At 62.8% G+C, this 16,791-nt stretch carries 14 protein-coding genes; 10 read left to right on the top strand and 4 right to left on the bottom strand.

What is annotated here, in order from left to right:
• Positions 1-34: 34 nt before the first annotated feature.
• The gene (locus tag X730_RS146710; RefSeq protein ID WP_023735209.1) at positions 35-1,339 is read left to right on the top strand and encodes an efflux RND transporter periplasmic adaptor subunit; all 1,305 of its coding nucleotides are present in this window, start codon (positions 35-37) and stop codon (positions 1,337-1,339) included.
• On the top strand, positions 1,336-4,419 hold the full coding sequence (locus X730_RS146715) for an efflux RND transporter permease subunit (RefSeq protein ID WP_023696405.1): 3,084 nt from the start codon (positions 1,336-1,338) through the stop codon (positions 4,417-4,419). Before X730_RS146710 ends, X730_RS146715 begins: the two co-directional genes overlap by 4 nt.
• Positions 4,420-4,583: 164 nt before the next feature.
• Here the strand turns inward: X730_RS146715 and X730_RS146720 are convergent, their stop codons facing one another.
• Positions 4,584-5,045: a L,D-transpeptidase gene (locus tag X730_RS146720; RefSeq protein ID WP_023730774.1), complete on the bottom strand. Its 462-nt coding sequence runs from the start codon at positions 5,043-5,045 to the stop codon at positions 4,584-4,586.
• 330 nt (positions 5,046-5,375) lie between these two features.
• On the opposite strand from X730_RS146720, the gene X730_RS1000000166370 reads away from it, so the two are divergent.
• Entirely contained in the window at positions 5,376-5,708 is a 333-nt protein-coding gene (locus X730_RS1000000166370) for a hypothetical protein (RefSeq protein WP_023670061.1), read from the top strand.
• Between the two features lie 32 nt (positions 5,709-5,740).
• Complete coding sequence (locus tag X730_RS1000000166365; protein WP_023670062.1) at positions 5,741-5,911, top strand: hypothetical protein; 171 nt, start codon at positions 5,741-5,743, stop codon at positions 5,909-5,911.
• Positions 5,912-5,982: 71 nt separating this feature from the next.
• On the opposite strand, the gene X730_RS146725 is transcribed toward X730_RS1000000166365, so the two are convergent.
• Positions 5,983-6,687 carry a response regulator transcription factor gene (locus tag X730_RS146725; protein WP_023670063.1) on the bottom strand — a complete coding sequence of 235 codons (705 nt, stop codon included), beginning with the start codon at positions 6,685-6,687 and terminating at the stop codon, positions 5,983-5,985.
• 94 nt (positions 6,688-6,781) lie between these two features.
• On the opposite strand from X730_RS146725, the gene X730_RS146730 reads away from it, so the two are divergent.
• The gene (locus X730_RS146730) at positions 6,782-7,510 is read left to right on the top strand and encodes a response regulator transcription factor (RefSeq protein ID WP_023670064.1); all 729 of its coding nucleotides are present in this window, start codon (positions 6,782-6,784) and stop codon (positions 7,508-7,510) included.
• A gap of 225 nt (positions 7,511-7,735) precedes the next feature.
• On the top strand, positions 7,736-9,826 hold the full coding sequence (locus X730_RS146735; RefSeq protein ID WP_023826748.1) for a hybrid sensor histidine kinase/response regulator: 2,091 nt from the start codon (positions 7,736-7,738) through the stop codon (positions 9,824-9,826).
• A gap of 236 nt (positions 9,827-10,062) precedes the next feature.
• Here X730_RS146735 and X730_RS146740 read toward each other — a convergent pair whose 3' ends face one another.
• Positions 10,063-10,443, bottom strand: a complete 381-nt coding sequence (locus tag X730_RS146740; protein ID WP_023751676.1) for a hypothetical protein — start codon at positions 10,441-10,443, stop codon at positions 10,063-10,065.
• A 504-nt stretch (positions 10,444-10,947) separates the two neighbouring features.
• Here X730_RS146740 and X730_RS146745 point away from each other — a divergent pair.
• Positions 10,948-12,150, top strand: a complete 1,203-nt coding sequence (locus X730_RS146745) for an aromatic ring-hydroxylating dioxygenase subunit alpha (protein ID WP_023696407.1) — start codon at positions 10,948-10,950, stop codon at positions 12,148-12,150.
• A gap of 15 nt (positions 12,151-12,165) precedes the next feature.
• Here X730_RS146745 and X730_RS146750 read toward each other — a convergent pair whose 3' ends face one another.
• Positions 12,166-13,578, bottom strand: a complete 1,413-nt coding sequence (locus X730_RS146750; protein WP_023670068.1) for an aminotransferase — start codon at positions 13,576-13,578, stop codon at positions 12,166-12,168.
• A 291-nt stretch (positions 13,579-13,869) separates the two neighbouring features.
• Here X730_RS146750 and X730_RS146755 point away from each other — a divergent pair, with 291 nt between their 5' ends.
• The 3 genes from X730_RS146755 to X730_RS146765 all read left to right on the top strand — a co-directional run bounded on the left by X730_RS146755 (position 13,870) and on the right by X730_RS146765 (position 16,773).
• Positions 13,870-14,787 carry an ABC transporter permease gene (locus tag X730_RS146755; protein WP_023701363.1) on the top strand — a complete coding sequence of 306 codons (918 nt, stop codon included), beginning with the start codon at positions 13,870-13,872 and terminating at the stop codon, positions 14,785-14,787.
• Positions 14,784-15,608: an ABC transporter permease gene (locus tag X730_RS146760; protein WP_023754163.1), complete on the top strand. Its 825-nt coding sequence runs from the start codon at positions 14,784-14,786 to the stop codon at positions 15,606-15,608. The genes X730_RS146755 and X730_RS146760 overlap by 4 nt, the downstream gene beginning before the upstream one ends.
• A gap of 91 nt (positions 15,609-15,699) precedes the next feature.
• Positions 15,700-16,773, top strand: a complete 1,074-nt coding sequence (locus X730_RS146765; RefSeq protein ID WP_023754162.1) for an ABC transporter ATP-binding protein — start codon at positions 15,700-15,702, stop codon at positions 16,771-16,773.
• Positions 16,774-16,791: the final 18 nt, after the last annotated feature.

The following is a 16,791-nucleotide window of genomic DNA, read 5'->3' as shown; positions in this document are numbered from 1 at the left end:
CTATTTTGCCGGAAACCGGCCGAGGGGACAGTTCGTGAAGCGCTTCATCTCTATCACCGCAATTCTGCTTCTGCTCGCTCTGGTGTGCGTCGGCGTTGTCGGCTTCAACCTGTTCCGCGACAACGCTATCAAACAGTATTTCGCCACCATGAAGCCGCCGGCGACGACCGTATCGACGGTTGTCGTCAAGCCTTCCGACTGGACGCCGGGCGTCGAGGCGATCGGCACGGTACGCGCCGTGCGCGGTGTCGACCTTACCGTCGAGACCAGCGGCATCGTCAAGGACATCCTTTTCCACGCCAACCAGAAGGTGCCTGTCGATTCGGTCCTGCTGCAGCTCGACGATGCCGTCGAACGCGCGGATCTCGTCGCGGCCAAGGCGCAGTCCGTGTCCGACAAGACGGCGCTCGAACGCGCGCTGGAACTGCAGCGGCGCGGCGTCGGAACGGATGCCACGCTCGACACCGCTCAAGCCGCTGCATCGGCCTCCGCCGCGCAGGTCAACAAGCTGCAGGCCGTGCTTGATCAGAAGCAGCTGACGGCGCCTTTCGCCGGCACCGTGGGCATCCCCAAGATCGACCTCGGCCAATATCTCTCGCCCGGCAACGCAGTGGTGACCTTGCAGGATCTGGACACCATGCGGGTCGATTTCTCGGTACCCGAACAGCAGCTGCCGCTGCTCAAGATAGGCCAGGCCGTGCGGCTCGGCCTCGGCGGCACCGGCGGCGGCGCCGACATGCCGTTTGCCGGCTCCATTCGCGGCATCGATCCCAAGATCGACGCTTCAAGCCGCCTGGTGTCCGTGCGCGGCGAGGTCGCCAACCCCGACGGCAAGCTGACGCCCGGCCAGTTCGTCCAGGTTCGCGTCGAGCTGCCGCAGGAGAAAAACATTCTGTCCTTGCCGCAGACGGCATTGACGTCGAGCCTCTATGGCGACTTCGTCTTCGTCGTCGTTCCGGCGAAGCCGGCGGAAGGCGCCCCAGCCGCGAAACCCGAGGAAAAGCCTGCTGCAGGGGCCGACGCGGCAAAGCCGGCGGCAGATGCAAAGCCGGCCGGCGCGAAACCGGCTGCCGAAGACGCCGCGGCGAAGCCCGCGGACAAGCCGGCTGTCGACCCCGCGAAGCCCGCGGCAGAACCGGAAAAGCCGGCGCTCGTGCTGTCGCAGGTGTTCGTGAAGCCCGGCCGCCGCAACGACGGCATGGTCGAGATCATCGAGGGCATCAAGGCCGGGGACGAGGTCGTCACCGCCGGTCAGAACCGTCTCTTCAACGGCATGTCCGTCGCTGTCGACAACACCATTGATCCCAGCAAGTCGGCTAACCAGCAGGCTCAGCAATGAACTTTTCCGACATCTTCATTCGCCGGCCGGTCCTCTCCACCGTCCTCGCCTGCATGATCCTGCTCCTCGGGTTCCAGGGCATCTTCAACCTGTCGATCCGGCAGTATCCCAAGGTTGACGAGACGGCGATCACCATCACCACCGCCTATCCCGGCGCCAGCGCCGACCTGATCCAGGGCTTCATCTCCGCCCCGATCGCGCGGGCCGTCGCCTCGACCGAGAACATCGACTACGTCACCTCGTCCAGCCGGCCGTCTTCGAGCACTGTGGTCGTCCAGATGAAGCTCGGCTCCAATCCGGATGTCGCGCTGACCGAGGTCCTGTCGAAAGTGCAGGGCGTACGCGGCACCTTGCCGGATGCATCCAAGGACCCGGTCATCGTCAAGGGCACCGGCCAAGAGTTCGCGATGATGTACATCTCGATGCAGAATCCGAACATGAGCAAGGAGCAGCTCACCGAATATATCGAGCGTGTCGTGCGGCCCCGCATGTCGACGGTCGAAGGTGTCGCCGACGTGCAGATCTTCGGCGCCGAGGAATATTCGATGCGGGTCTGGATCGACCCGGTCAAGCTTGCTGCGCGTGGCGTCACCGCCGCCGAAGTGCTGGCGGCGATCAACAACTCCAACTTCCTGTCGGCGCCCGGCAACACCGAGAACGAATATGTCGTCTCCTCGATCACGGTTCGCTCGACGCTGCAGACGCCTGAGGCCTTTGCCGAGCTTCCGCTGCGCTCGACGGACGGCCAGGTGGTGCGCTTGCGCGACGTGGCGCGAGTCGAGCTTGCCGCCGAGAGCACCGACACGAGGGTGAGCTTCAATGGCAAGCCCGGCACCTTCCTCGCCATCTTCCCGACGCCGGCCGCCAACCCGCTGACAACGGCGGAGGCGATCCACAAGATCGTGCCTTTGATTCAAGAGACGCTGCCGAAAGGCATGACCATCGAAATCGTTTACGATTCCACCGAACAGATCAGCGCCTCGATCGATGAAGTGTTCAAGACCATCGCCGAAGCCGTCGCCATCGTCGTCGTGGTCATCCTGTTGTTCCTCGGCTCATTCCGCTCGGTGATGATGCCGATCGTGACCATCCCGCTGTCGCTGGTCGGCGTCTGCTTCCTTTTGTTTGCGGTCGGCTATTCGATCAACCTTCTGTCGCTGCTGGCCATGGTGCTGGCCATCGGCCTTGTCGTCGACGACGCTATCGTGGTGGTGGAGAACATTCATCGCCACATGGAGGAGGACCACATGTCGCCGATGCAGGCGGCCTTCAACGGCATGCGCGAGATTTTCTCCGCCATCGTGGCCATGACCATCACGCTCGCCGCCGTGTTCGCGCCGCTGGCCTTCACCGGCGGCCTGACCGGCGCGCTGTTCCGCGAGTTCGCGGTGACGCTCGCCGGTTCGGTGGTGCTGTCCGGCCTCATAGCCGTCACCATCACGCCGATGATGGCGGCGCGTCTGCTCAAGGCGGGATCGCACAGTCGCTTCCAGCGCGTCGTCGACGGAACCTTCAGCCGTGTCGAGCATGTCTATGAGCGGGCGGTAACCGCCTCCTTGAGAAATCGACCGGTGACGCTGCTGATGGTCGTGGCGCTGGTTGCGCTCACCGGCTTCATGTTCACCAAGACCTCGAGCGAACTGGCGCCGGAAGAGGACCAGGGCTTCCTGTTGTCGATCGTGACGGCACCGCGCTACGCGACCTCGGACTACACCGAGACCTACGTCAACCAGATCCTCGGCCTGGTGAAGGACATTCCCGAAACCAGGGCGCAATTCTCCGCCGTTGCCTTTGGCGGCGCCACCAACGGCGCCTTTGTCGGCTTCGCCTTCAAGGATTGGGCCGAGCGCCAGCGCAACTCAAAGGAGCTTCAAGCCGATATCCAGGGACGCCTCGGCAAGGTGGCCGGCGTCGAGGCCTTCGTCTTCGCGCCGCCGACGCTGCCGGGCTCCGGCGGCGGCCTGCCGATCTCCATGGTGGTGCGCTCGACCGGTGGTTCCGCCGAGGTCTACGAGGCGGCCGAGCAGATTAAGAACAAGGCGCAGGCCTCCGGCCGCTTCATCGTCGTGCAAAACTCGATGTCCTTTGACGCTCCGCAGGTGACGGTGACCATCGACCGCGACCGGGCGGCGGCTCTCAACCTGCCGATCGCCGACATCGGCCAGACGCTGACGCTGCTGGTCGGCGGCGCCGAAGTGGCTCAGTTCGACCGCGACTCCAACAGCTACGACATCATCCCGCAGGTGCCGAAGGAATTCCGCGACAATCCCGAGAAGCTCGGCGAATATTTCGTGCGTAGCGTGACCGGCGAAATGGTGCCGCTTTCAGCGGTGGTGAAGATTTCGACCAACGCCGCGCCGGCCGCGATCGAGCAGTTCAACCAGCTGAACTCGGCGACGATATCAGCGCTGCCGCTTCCCGGCGTCACCACGGGCGACGGGCTGCAAACCCTGGAGAACCTTGCCAAGGAGAGCCTGCCCGATACCTTCTTCATCGATTATTCCGGCCAGTCCCGGCAGGAGAAGGAGCAGGGCAACACGATCCTTATCGCGTTCGCAGCCGCCGTAATCGTCATCTATCTGGTGCTGGCGGCGCAGTTCGAAAGCTTCCGCGACCCGCTGATCATCATGATGGCGGTGCCACTGTCGATCTTTGGCGCCATCGTGCCGCTCAATCTGGGGCTTGGAACGCTCAATATCTACACGCAGGTCGGCCTGATCACACTGATAGGTCTGATCACCAAGCATGGCATTCTTCTGGTCGAGTTCGCCAACCAGCAGCGCGAGCTGCATGGCATGAGGCGGCGCGATGCGATCGTCGCCTCGGCCAAGGTGCGCTTGCGGCCGATCCTGATGACGACAGCGGCGATGGCGCTCGGCGTCGTGCCGCTGATCGTGTCCAGTGGTGCTGGTGCGGCGGCGCGCTATTCGATGGGCCTCGTGATCTTCACCGGCATCCTGGTCGGAACCATGTTCACCCTGTTCGTGGTGCCGATGTTCTACACCTTCATCGCCAGCAAGGACCTGCCGCACCACGCCGAAAAGCCAGACCCGAAGCTGATGCCGGTGCACGCGGACTGAGCTGCGAACGGCGTTAGCGAACAAACGAAAAGAGGCCGGAAATTTCCGGCCTCTTTTTTGACTGGATTGATTTACCGCGAAGCTCTGATGGAGCTTCAGGCGGGAACTTGCGGTGCGGCATGACCTGGCCGGCTGCGCTGCACCATCGCTCCAAACGCAGTCTGCTACTTGACGATGACGATGCTGGTGTTGGTCGGGCCGAAGGTTTCGACCAACTGGTAGAAGTCGGCGGCATTGTCGGGATGCAGCCGCACGCAGCCATGCGACGCCGGCCGTCCCAGCCGCTTGATGGCGTTGGTCGCATGCACGGCGTAGCCGCCGCTGAAGAAGACCGAGTGCGGCATCGGCGCGTTGTCGTATTTCTTCGAATGCCACATCTCGTGCATGCGGGTCGGCTTGAACGAGCCGGTCGGCGTGACATGCGCACTGTCGCCGGTCGAGACCTTCCAGGCGAAAGTCGGCCGGCCATCGACCAGCACTTCCATGGTCTGCTGCGACAGCGAAACACGCGCGACGATCTGGTTTGCCGCGGCATGGGCGGTGCTATTGGCAGCGCCAAGCAGAAGCGCGGCGCCGGCAGCGGCGGCGGCGACGTTGATGAGTTTGGCGGAAATGGCTTTGTACATGATGGCTCCCCTTTGCCGGTCCTGCCGGCGTCAATTCGGTGGCCGCCTTATCCCTGCGCCATGTTTCAGACTGACTTCGCTGAGGCTCGTTTGTGTTTCGAATCTGTTTCCTCTGGTTAACAAGCAAGGTGGACAAGGAGCGTGCTCCCGTCTTCGCTGCGCACTCCCGATCACCCACCGCCCCCCAAACGAAAGTGCTGATGTCCTCATATGAAAGAAGATTGGCTTCGCTCGAAACCGACTTGCAACAAAGCGCGGCCTGGGCGGCATGATCTGGTTACAGGCTCGCGGCACAGTCATCCCAACGAGAACAGCCGGCGCCAACGAAAAATGAGCATCAAATCGACAACCCTGTCCTGGCTCTTCAGGATAAGCATCGCCGCATTTGTCGTCGGCGGCATCGGCACAGTAGCCGGCACCCCGATGACGAAACTGGCGGTGATGAATTCGGGTGAGATTTCGACGCTGCATGCCGCGCTGTTCATAGCCTTGGTCTGGATTGTCTCCAGTCTGCGCATCAACCGTCTCAGGGCCCTCTGGCGGGTCGGCCTCGGGTTGAAGTGGATGCGCGGCCCCTCCGGCAACTTGCTGCCGAGAGGACCGAAGGCCCGCGTCGCAACGGGGGGCTCCGTGGGCGACGCGGGCACTTCGGGTTTATCCTGAAGCACCCGCGGTTCTGATTTTTGGGGACACCGATGAAGACGAAATCTGCAGCCTCCGTGCTTTCGGTACTGCTCTATGCACAAGGCCTGCTCGGCTTTGCCGGTCTCGCCACGGTTCTCCTGAAGGACCGCGCGCATGCCGCCAGCGAAATCGTAGTCGCCAGCGAATTGCCGTCGGGACCATCGCTTCTGGTGGTGCGCTGACGCCTATGCATGGCGCCCGAGATTGCGCAGCTTTTTTGGGCGAGCCGAGGAACAATCCAGCCTCCCGACCCTCAGTCGGCGCGCTGCGTCGGCGGGTCGAACCGGTAGCCTGCGCCGCGTATAGTTGTGATGGTTTCGGTGTCGAGCTTGCGGCGCAGCCGCACGATGCGCGAATCGATCGAGCGGTCGAAGGCATCGGCATTTTCGGCGGGCGCCGCCGCAATGATGTCGTCGCGCGTCAGCACCTTGCGCGGGCTGGCCAGAAACAGCCTGAGCAGCGCCACCTGGCCCGGCGACAGCTGTTCTTCCGTACCCGAACGGTGCATGACGATGGCCGACCGCAAATCGACGGTGGCATTTTCCAGCACGATCAGTTCCTGGGCGGACCTGCCGCGCCGCGTCAGCAGGCCGCCGATGCGCGCGGCAAGCTCCCTGACATTGAGCGGACTTTCGACGACATCTGCGGCGCCAAGCTCGAGCGCCAGCACCTTGTCGACCAGATCGGCCGGCCGGCAGATCAGGATGAAATCCGGCCCCGCCTTCCCGTCCGCGCTCTGGCCGCCGCCATAACGCCTGAGCAGGTCCCGCCCTTCCGCCTGGCTGAGGCTGTCGCCGACGATGACGATATCGATGCCTCCGGCCGAAAGCAGGGATTCAGCTTCCCAGGGCTGCCGCGCCTCGCGCACGTCATGGCCGCGCCGGTCGAGATGATCGGCAAGATCGCCGGCCACCACATCGGCGACGGAAACCAGCGCGATGACGGATCGTGCAGCCATGTTTTTCTTCCCGTTCCCCCGCAACCGGATATGAGTGCTGGACATCATGTTTATACCCAATCTACTTTCCGCTGAAAGCGGGAGCGAGGCCATAGTGCGGGCACGGATTGTCATCGTCGAGGACGAGCCCGATCTCCGGGACGCGGTCGCCGAGTATCTCGGCGCCAACGGCTACGATGTGACCCAGGCCGGAAGCGCGGCCGAGGCGCGCGCCTTGCTGGAGACGGAATCGTTTCATTTGGCCATTCTCGACATCGCCATGCCGGGCGAGGACGGACTGTCGCTCGGCCGCTGGCTGCGCTCGAAAATACCGGTCGGCATCATCTATGCCACGGCTGCCGGCACCGCACTCGACCGCATTGTCGGGCTGGAGCTTGGCGCCGACGACTACATCGTCAAGCCCTACGAGTTGCGTGAGGTGCTGGCTCGTGTGCGCAGCGTGCTGCGCCGCGTTCCGCAGCCGAGCCCGCCCCAGGCGGCGAAGACACAAGCCGATGGCGGCCGCCGCCTGACCTTCGGCCCGTTCCAGGCCGACCTCGACGGCAGGCTTGTCACCGGCGCCAACGGCGCCGTCATCGACATGGCCAAGAGCGAGTTCGATGTGCTGGAGGTTTTCCTGACCCGCGCCAACCGGCTGTTGACGCGATCGGCGATCTCCGAGGCGATTGGTTTTGTCGAGGATCCTGAATCGTCGCGCGCCGTCGACATTCGCATCATGCGGCTGCGCAAGAAGATCGAAACCGATCCGGCCAATCCGAAATTTTTGCGCACAGTGCGCGGCGAAGGCTATATCTTCTCGCTGCCGACCGGTGACGGGCACTAGAGCAATTACAGGAAAAGTGTACGCGGTTTTTCCGCCCGGAATGGCGTAAAAACAAAGAGATAGAGCGCTTCTCCGTTTCCGTGAAACGGTGAAACGCTCTAGCAATTCCAGGAACAGTACGTAGCGATTTTCCGTTCGGGATTGCATTGAAACATGGAGCGTTTCACCTTTTTCGTGAAATGCTCCATAGCTGCCTAATCCGACGGCCCTTTACTGATGGCTGACATGACCGCTGAACCAGCACCACGTATGGACCCGCAAGGCGCTCGCCAGAGCGCCGCGATGGCGGCTGTGCGCGTCGTCCGCCGGTTGCGCGATGCCGGCGACTGGCAGCGCGAGATGGAAACCATCCTCGAAACGCTCTGCAGCGCCATGAATTGCCAGCGCGGCATCCTGTTCAGGCTGCGCGAATTGCCCGGCCAGGGCTTCGCCCAATCGGTCGCCGCCTACTGGATCGATCCTCGCTTCGGCGGCGAACTGGCTTCGCCGACGGTGATCATGCAGTCGATCGTCGATACCGATCCGCTGCTGGAGCGGATTGGAGAGGACGAGCGGCAAGGCAAGATCTTCGCCGGCCATACGCGCGATCTCGACGGGTTCCTCAGGGCCGATTTCGAAAAGCAGCACATCAAGTCGTTCCTGTCGGTATCGGTGTTCGCGCACGGTCATCTGTGGGGCACGTTCGCGGTCAATGACTGCCTAAACGAGCGCGAATGGACCGAAGAGGAAGAGGCGACGATGCACATCATCGCGCTCGCCATCGGCGACGCCATCGAGCACTCGCCGTCCGACGCCCATGCCAGCGAAGTCATCCGCCGCACCATGCTGCAGGCGTCGCTCGACGCCATCATCGTCATCGACGAGACCGGCTCGATCATCGAATTCAATCCGGCCGCCGAAAAGATGTTCGGCTATCAGCGCAGCGACATCCTCGGCAAGGACCTGCTCGATACCGTGGTGCCGGAATATTACCGCAAGGGCTATGTCTCGGGCGCCGAATACATGTCTGGCCGCGGCGCGCCGATGGTTGGCCAGCGGCTTGAGACCGTGACACAGAATGCGGCCGGCGAGGTGTTTCCCATCGAATTGACGGCGACCGAGATGCGGGTGGCCGACCGTCAGCTCATCTTCGGTTCGATCCGCGACCTGCGCGATAAGCTGCGCGCCGAAGAAGAGATCAACCGCCAGCGCGAAAAACTGCACCAGAACGAGAAGATGGCGGCAATGGGTTCGTTGCTGGCCGGTGTTTCGCACGAGCTCAACAACCCGCTCGCCGTGGTCGTTGCTCAGTCGACGCTGCTGCATGAATTCGCCACCGACCCGCAGACCAAGGTTCGCGCCGAGAAAGTGCGCGCCGCTGCCGAGCGCTGCGGCCGCATCGTCAAAAGCTTCCTGTCGATGGTGCGCCTGCATCCGGCGGCGCAGGCCGAGACCGATCTCAACCAGGTGATCCGCGCCGCACTCGAAGTGACCGCCTATGGCGCACGCTCGAGCGGCATCATCATCGACACCGATTTCGCGCCCGGCCCGCTGCTGGCGATGGCCGATGCCGACCACGTCACGCAGGTGGCCGCCAATTTCCTGATCAACAGCCAACACGCTCTGGCCGGTATCGGCGGCGACCGCCTGATCAAGGTGCGGACATTCCGCAGCGATCGCGGCAACCCCGGGTTTTCGGTCGAGGACAACGGACCGGGCATTCCCGAGGCGATCCGCAGCCGCATCTTCGAATCCTATTTCACCACCAAGCCGGTCGGCGTCGGCACCGGCATCGGCCTGTCGATCTCGAAATCGATCGTCGAGCGCCACAACGGCAATATCTGGTTCGAGGAGGTGCCGCCGCGCGGCGCGCGCTTCGTCGTCCAGCTGCCGGTAATCACCGGCGGCGCGGCAGCAGCCGGCGACAGCCCGGCTCGTTCCAGCGGCTTGCGCTATGCGCTGATCATCGACGACGAACCCGACGTCGCCGGCTCCCTCTCCGACATCCTGGAACTGATGGGTATCAAGTCGCGGGTTGTGCCGGCCTGGACGTCGGCGGCGGCGACCTTGACCGGCCACATGCCGCCAGACATCGTCTTTTCCGACTTGCGCATGCCCGGCACCAGCGGCATTGCCATCTACCGCGAATTGCTCGCCGACAACCTGGCGCTGGCCAAACGCTTCGTGCTGGTCACCGGCGACCTGATCGGCGCCAAGGCCGAGATCGAAGCCTTGCCGGCGCCGCAGCGCCCGCAAATCCTGGAAAAGCCGTTCTCGACGCTGGACGTCCGCGGCGTACTCTCGGCAATAGCCGACCAGGTCGCCGCCGCCGGCTAAGTTTTCCGAAGCACCCACGTAGGGGTCTATCGAGATTCGGGTCAGGCGGAGTCGAGAATGGTGGTTCCCGAGAACCGGAGCGGAGCGTACTTGAAGTACGCGAGCACCGGAAGCGCAGGGAACCTCCATGCGCAGGCCGGCCTCACCCGAATGTCGATAGGCCCTAAAAAAGAGGCTCCCGACCGAGGGAAGCGGCGGGAGCCAAGAACGAGCGCGGGAGGAAGCGCTCGGGAGGTTCAGAAAACGTTGGGTGTCGTGGTCAGCGGCGCTGCGTTGGCGATCATGCGGACGGCACGCGCCTTGTGCACGCCGGACTGGGCGGCGATGACGCGCAGGCACTCCGCGCTCTCGGCGCCCCAGGCTTGGCCCTGGCAGGCAAAATCGATTTCCGGCTCCGGCAGCCGGGCGGTCTTGATGGTGGTCGGCGCGCCCTGGACGACATTGGCCGGCGGGTTGAGCGAAGCGAAGGCCGGACCGGAAGCCGGTGTCAGGAACATGACGGCCAGAGCGCAGGCGCCCAGCATGGAGAACATCGCAACCGGATGGTCGCTGGCGCGCTGACGCAGTGCCGGTTTGGCGCGTCGTTCGTTGCTAGTGATCTCGACTTTCGTATGCATTGCTGCTCCCCTTCGTTTTATTATGAAACGAACCTAAGCGCGCCTGGTAACGGGCGAATGATGCGCTTGGCTTGCCCGCGTAACAGGTTTGAAACAAGAAATTCGGGCATATCCGGACAGATCCGGTCATGTGCCGACGGCAAGATGCGTTTGCGAAGCTGTTTCATGCGGGCAATCAAATGTTGACGACAGGCGGGCCGCGAACGCACCAAGCCCGCTTCCTGTCGGCCGCACTATGAACAAGCTCACACTGCGGATCGAATTTGCGGACGCCAGGTATTTTCGTCTCGGAGCGGGCCGTGTTTTGAAGCTCGGCACGGCCAAATCCGCATGCCGGACAACTATTTCACGCCCCCCGGTTAACGCCCGGATATTCCGGGATTTTCTGGCTTTCAGCTGGTCCTGTTGTGCCGACTTGAAAAGTTGAGATTTCTACAAACCATTGCATTTCAATGTAAAATATGGTTTTATTGAATGAGTATTCAATAAAAGAAGAGCTTTTTTATGAACCCGCATCTCCGTGACGTGGCGATCCCCAATGATTGGGACCGGCGGGGTCTGCCGGGCTGGAGCTATCACTCCGACGCGCTTCTCGAACTTGAGAAGGAATACGTCTTCCGCAACCATTGGCAGATCGCCGGCCATGTCTGCGACGTGCCGAATGCCGGCGACTATCTGACTATGGACGTGGTCGGCGAGCGGGCGCTCATCGTGCGCGGCAAGGACGGCGTCGTGCGCGCCTTCAACAACATGTGCCGGCATCGCGGCAGCCGCGTCGTCGCCGACAGCCAGGGCACCTGCAAGAACGCGCTGGTCTGCCCGTTCCATGGCTGGGTCTACAATCTCGACGGCACGCTGCGCGGCGCCGCCCGGCCGCGCTCCTTCCCCGAGCTCGACAAGACCGAATTCGGCCTGATGCCGCTCGACCTTGAGATATGGATGGGCTTCATCTTTGTCCGCTTTCGCAAGGGCGGCCCGCAGCCTTCGGTGGCCGAACTGTTGAAGCCGATCGAGGCCGAGATGGCACACTACAACGTGGCCGAGATGGTGCCGTCCTGGGGCATCTGGACACAGAAAACGCCGGTCAACTGGAAGTCGGTGCGCGACGTCGACAATGAAGGCTACCACGTCGCCATGGCGCATCCGGCGCTGCAGGATCTCTACGGCTCGACCTATTTCGACGAGCCGTTCATCAACGGCGTGTCGCGCTCGTTTGCCACCTACAATCCGCATGCCGGCCGGCGCTGGAGCGTGCGCGAATACATCAAGCTCACGCCCGATGCCTCACACCTGCCGGAGCATCTGCGCAGGGCCTGGATCTATTACGGCATCTTCCCCAACAACGCGCTGTCGATCATGCCGGAATCGGTGCAGTTCTATCAGGAGTTCCCGCTGTCGACCGGCGAGACGCTGCTGCGCGGCGCCATCTACCGCTACCCCGACGAGACCCGGGAACAGGCGGCCGCCCGCTATCTCGCCTACCGCATCGACCGCGATACCATGAACGAGGACGTGCAGCTTTCCGTCTGGTCAAACGAGTCCATGATCTCGGAGGCCTTCGAGGGTTTTTATCTCTCCGACCTCGAATACGGTGTGCGCACCCACCACGACCATCTGCGCAAGCAGATCCCGGTGCTGGGCCTGGAGACGGCGCCGGAGGAGAAGGACATGTGGAACCTCAATGAGGCTATGCGCTCGCAGGTGTAGGGGCGGAACTGCCAGTCACCCCTGCCACACGCCCTCTTTGCGCAGATCATCCATGGTCCGCGAAATGCCTTCGCGCAGGATCGCCACCATGTCGTCGATCTGCTCTCGCGTGATGATCAGCGGCGGCGACATCACGCACATGTTGATCAGCGGCCGGACCAGGAGGCCGAGTTCGTGGCAATGCGCGTCGATGCGCTTGCCGACATCCTTGTCGAGCTGCAGCGGATCCTTGCTTTCGCGGTCGGCTACGCACTCGACGCAGCCCATCAGGCCCATGCCGCGGACTTCGCCAACCAGCGGCAGTTCCTCCAGCGTCTTCAACTGCGCCTGGAAATAGGGCGCGACATCGCGCGTGTGGGCCAGCACGCTGTCTTCCAGGATATCGAGGTTCTTCAGCGCCACCGCGCAGCCGATGGGATGACTGGTATAGGTCAGGCCATGGCCGAACATCGCATCGGGATGGTTGGAACGGCGCATTTCCTGAAGCAGCCGCTCCGAGATGATTACGCCGCCAAGCGGGAAATAGCCTGATGTAACGCCCTTGGCGAAGGTGATCATGTCGGGGTCGATGCCGAAGCCATCGCCGGAGGCAAAGACATGGCCGAGCCGCCCGAAGCCGGTCACCACCTCATCGGAGATATAGAGGATATCGTTGTCCCTGCAGATTTCGCGAATGCGCTTGAGATAGCCATCCGGCGGCACGACGACGCCGCCGGATGCCTGCACCGGTTCGCCGACGAAAGCACCGATCTTCTCTGCGCCGACGCGGGCGACCGTATCGCGAAACTGATCGACCAGGAAATCGCAGAAGGCGGCGATGTCAATGCCTTTCGGCCGCCGGAACGGGTCTGGCGAGGACAGTTTGACGACGAGATCGTCGGCGCCGTCCATCCAGTCGCGGTCGCGCGGCCGGCCGTTGAGCGAGGCCGACAGATAGGTCGAGCCGTGATAGGCGCCGCCGCGGCTGAGGATCAGCTTCTTTTCCGGCCGCCCGCGCACATTGTTGTAGAACTGCATGAAGCGCAGCGCCGTCTCGACAGCCGACGATCCGCCGGTGGTGAAGAAGGTATGGCTGAGATCGCCCGGCGCATGATCGGCGAGGCGCTTGGCGAGCTCGGCCGACGGCGCATTCATCGTATACCAGGGCGTGTTGTAGGACAGCATCATCGCCTGGTCGTACATCACCCTGGCCAGCTCCTCGCGGCGGTGGCCGACATTGATGCACCACATGCCGGCCGGCCCGTCGATCAGTCGCTTGCCTGTTACATCGGTGATGTAGATGCCATCGCCCTCGCCAATCAGCGCACGCGCTTCATTGCCGACCGAGCCGGCATAAGGCCAGGGCTGGATGAGATGGCGCTTGGCCAGCTCGACCGCATCGCCACCGTCAGCCATTTCCATCGCTCTTAGGTCTCTTGCAGCCGCCATCATTGCCTCGCATCGTCTGAGCGTAATTTCACCGGACAGAAAGCGAAGCGCCAAGGGCAGGAAAGCCGGCTTTCTTCACATTATTTTGAATGTCCGTTCAATCAATATTACAGAAATAGCGCTTGATTTCAATGCACGGATGCGCTCATGATGAAAGAAAGCCGGCAAGCTTGGAGCGCAACCAGCAAAGCGCGCTCCGCAAAATTGGGAACAGGCAGCCGGCCCGGTCAATGGGAGCATCATGGCGGAACAGTTCGAGCCAGCAACCGAGATCACGCCCGGGTCGCTGCAATGACGGTAGCTGCCGAAGGGGTGCCCACGCGACGCATGACGCGAGCAAGGCGAAACGCCCTTCTGCAGTCCGAATCCGTCCAGGGCCTTGCCCTGATCAGCCCGACCTTGGTCTACGCTTTGATCCTGCTGCTGGTGCCGATCCTGGTGGTCTTCGCCCACTCCTTCTGGACGCAGAACTACCTCACCATCGACCATACATTCACGCTGGAGAATTATCGCATCGCGCTGACCGAGCCGATCTATCGCGATCTGCTCTGGCGCTCGCTCTACATTTCGCTGACGGTGAGCTTTTTCACCGTCATCCTCGCCTATCCGATCGCCTATTTCATCTCGTTCCATGGCGGTCGCCACAAGAGCCTATGGCTGTTCCTGATCACCATCCCGTTCTGGACCAGCTATCTCCTGCGCGTGATGTCATGGAAAGTCATCCTCGGCTATAATGGCGTGCTGAATTCCGGCCTGATGGGCCTCGGCATCATCGACGAACCATCGACCGCGCTACTCTACAATTCCAGCGCCGTCATCATCACGCTCACACACGCCTGGGCGGCCTTCGCCATCCTGCCGATCTTCGTTTCGCTCGAGAAGGTCGACCGCACCTTGGTCGAGGCTGCCACCGATCTTGGCGACGGCCCGCTGCGCTCCTTCCTGCGCGTGACGCTGCCGCTGTCGGCGCCGGGCGTCATCTCGGCCGCTCTCATCGTCATGATCCCCACCGTCGGCGACTACGTCACCCCAAGGCTGGTCGGCGGCAAGGATGGCGTGATGATCGCCAATGCCATCGAGTCGCAGTTCCATAAGGCCTCCAACTGGCCACTCGGCGCGGCATTGTCCGTGACCACCATGCTGGTCGTGACGCTGATGGCGGGCGCCACCGTGCTCATCATCCGCGCGCTGCAGAGGCTGGCGCGATGACGGCGAGGCGGCGCCTTTTTCCCGGCGGCTGGCTGTCCGCCTACGCCTTCCTCTACGTCGTCTTTCTCTATCTGCCGGTGATCTTCCTGCCGATCTTCTCGATCAACACCGCGCCGACGCCAAAATTTCCTCTCACCGGCTATACGCTGAAATGGTACCAAGACCTGCCGAAGACGCCGGCGCTGCTTGACGCCGCCTGGAACAGCCTGATCGTCGGTATCTCGGCATCGGTGCTGGCGACGCTGCTCGGCATCCTCGCCGCCCGCTCGATCACCCGCTACCGCTATCCCGGCCGCCGCACAATCAATGGCCTGATCATGGCGCCGCTGGTGCTGCCGGAAATCATCCTCGCCATCTCCATGCTGCTGGTCATGCTGCAACTGGGCTTAACCCTTTCGCTGTTCACCGTCGTACTCGGCCATGTCCTGATCTGCATTCCCTATTCGATGACGGTGCTGACCGCCGGTTTCGAGGGCTTCGACCGCAGCCTCGAAGAAGCCTCCGCCGATCTCGGCGAGAGTGCCTTCGGCACCTTCCGGCGGGTGACGCTGCCGATGGTGGCGCCGGCGATCATTTCCAGCCTCCTGGTCTGCTTCACCATCTCGCTCGACGAGTTCGTCATCGCTTTCTTCCTGACCGGCACCGAGACGACGCTGCCGATCTATATCTGGGGCCAGTTGCGCTTTGCCGCCAAGCTGCCGGGTGTGTTGGCGCTGGGCACGCTGCTGCTGGTTGCCTCTTTCGTTTTGATGACCGTTGCCGAGATCCTGCGCCGCCATGCGGCCAGACGCACCCAGAGCGAGGGAGGCCTCTATGCCTGAGCAGTCCCGGGCCGAACGGCCTCAGGATGAGCCATCCAAGCAAGATAAGTCCGAGCGGGCCCAATCTGATCGACCCCAAACCGACCGAGCAATGATCGAAATCCGCAGCGTTACCCGCAGCTATGGGGCGTTCAAGGCGCTCGACGACACCTCGCTGACCATCAAGGAGGGCGAGTTCTTTTCGCTGCTCGGCCCTTCCGGCTGCGGCAAGACCACGCTGCTGCGCATGATTGCCGGTTTCGACAACCCGACCAGCGGCTCGATCTCGGTCGGCGGCCAGTCGATGGAAGGCATCCCCGCCAACCGCCGGCCGACTAACATGGTATTCCAGAGTTATGCCATCTTCCCGCATCTCAATGTCGAGCAGAATGTCGCCTATGGGCTGAAACGGCTCAGGCTGGGAGGAACGGAAGAAAAGCGCCGCGTCGAGGAAGCGCTGGCGCAGGTGTCGCTCACCGGCCTCGGCAAACGCCTCGCCACCGAGCTTTCCGGCGGCCAGCGCCAGCGCGTGGCGCTCGCCCGCGCCTTGGTGATGCGGCCCAAGGTGCTGCTGCTCGACGAGCCGCTGTCGGCTCTCGACAAGAAATTGCGCGAGCAGATGCAGGTCGAACTGCGCCGCCTGCAGCAGGCGGTCGGCATCACCTTCGTGCTGGTCACCCATGACCAGTATGAGGCGCTCGCTATGTCCGACCGCATCGCCGTAATGTTCGGCGGCAAGATCGCCCAAGTCGCCTCGCCCAAGGAAATCTACCAGCGGCCGGTCAACCGCCAGGTCGCCGATTTCCTCGGCGGCATGAATTTCGTAAAAGCGCAGATCGTCGAGGAGAGCAGCGCCTCGCTGGTCGTCGACACGCTGGGCTTCGGCCGGGTCAGGACCGACAAGCCGAAGGCCTTCGTGCGCAATGGCGGCGGCACCACGCTGGGCATCAGGCCGGAGCGATTGCGCGTGCTGTGGGACAACGCGACGGCGAAATTCGAAGTGGCCGGCAAGGTGGTCGAACGCCACTATTTTGGCGAGATCACCCATCTCATCGTCGAGATACCCGGATTGGAAAAGCCACTGTCGGTCACCGAGACCAACGACTTCGGCGCCGACGATATCCCCGTCGGCACTTCGATCCGCCTCGGCTGCGATCCGGAGGCCTTGGTGGCGATGGCGGACTGAGCATGATCCCGAAAAGTG

It is taken from the genome of Mesorhizobium sp. L103C131B0 (genome assembly GCF_000502275.1).
Classification (GTDB): domain Bacteria; phylum Pseudomonadota; class Alphaproteobacteria; order Rhizobiales; family Rhizobiaceae; genus Mesorhizobium.
This window is presented reverse-complemented; position numbering and strand designations above follow the sequence as displayed.

What these genes read in the sequence shown, in the direction of transcription:
- X730_RS146715 (WP_023696405.1), top strand. Translation starts at nt 1,336, where the DNA reads ATGAACTTTTCCGACATCTTCATTCGCCGGCCGGTCCTCTCCACCGTC.
- X730_RS146720 (WP_023730774.1), bottom strand. Translation starts at nt 5,045, where the DNA reads ATGTACAAAGCCATTTCCGCCAAACTCATCAACGTCGCCGCCGCCGCT.
- X730_RS1000000166370 (WP_023670061.1), top strand. Translation starts at nt 5,376, where the DNA reads ATGAGCATCAAATCGACAACCCTGTCCTGGCTCTTCAGGATAAGCATC.
- X730_RS1000000166365 (WP_023670062.1), top strand. Translation starts at nt 5,741, where the DNA reads ATGAAGACGAAATCTGCAGCCTCCGTGCTTTCGGTACTGCTCTATGCA.
- X730_RS146725 (WP_023670063.1), bottom strand. Translation starts at nt 6,687, where the DNA reads ATGGCTGCACGATCCGTCATCGCGCTGGTTTCCGTCGCCGATGTGGTG.
- X730_RS146735 (WP_023826748.1), top strand. Translation starts at nt 7,736, where the DNA reads ATGACCGCTGAACCAGCACCACGTATGGACCCGCAAGGCGCTCGCCAG.
- X730_RS146740 (WP_023751676.1), bottom strand. Translation starts at nt 10,443, where the DNA reads ATGCATACGAAAGTCGAGATCACTAGCAACGAACGACGCGCCAAACCG.
- X730_RS146745 (WP_023696407.1), top strand. Translation starts at nt 10,948, where the DNA reads ATGAACCCGCATCTCCGTGACGTGGCGATCCCCAATGATTGGGACCGG.
- X730_RS146750 (WP_023670068.1), bottom strand. Translation starts at nt 13,578, where the DNA reads ATGGCGGCTGCAAGAGACCTAAGAGCGATGGAAATGGCTGACGGTGGC.
- X730_RS146755 (WP_023701363.1), top strand. Translation starts at nt 13,870, where the DNA reads ATGACGGTAGCTGCCGAAGGGGTGCCCACGCGACGCATGACGCGAGCA.
- X730_RS146760 (WP_023754163.1), top strand. Translation starts at nt 14,784, where the DNA reads ATGACGGCGAGGCGGCGCCTTTTTCCCGGCGGCTGGCTGTCCGCCTAC.
- X730_RS146765 (WP_023754162.1), top strand. Translation starts at nt 15,700, where the DNA reads ATGATCGAAATCCGCAGCGTTACCCGCAGCTATGGGGCGTTCAAGGCG.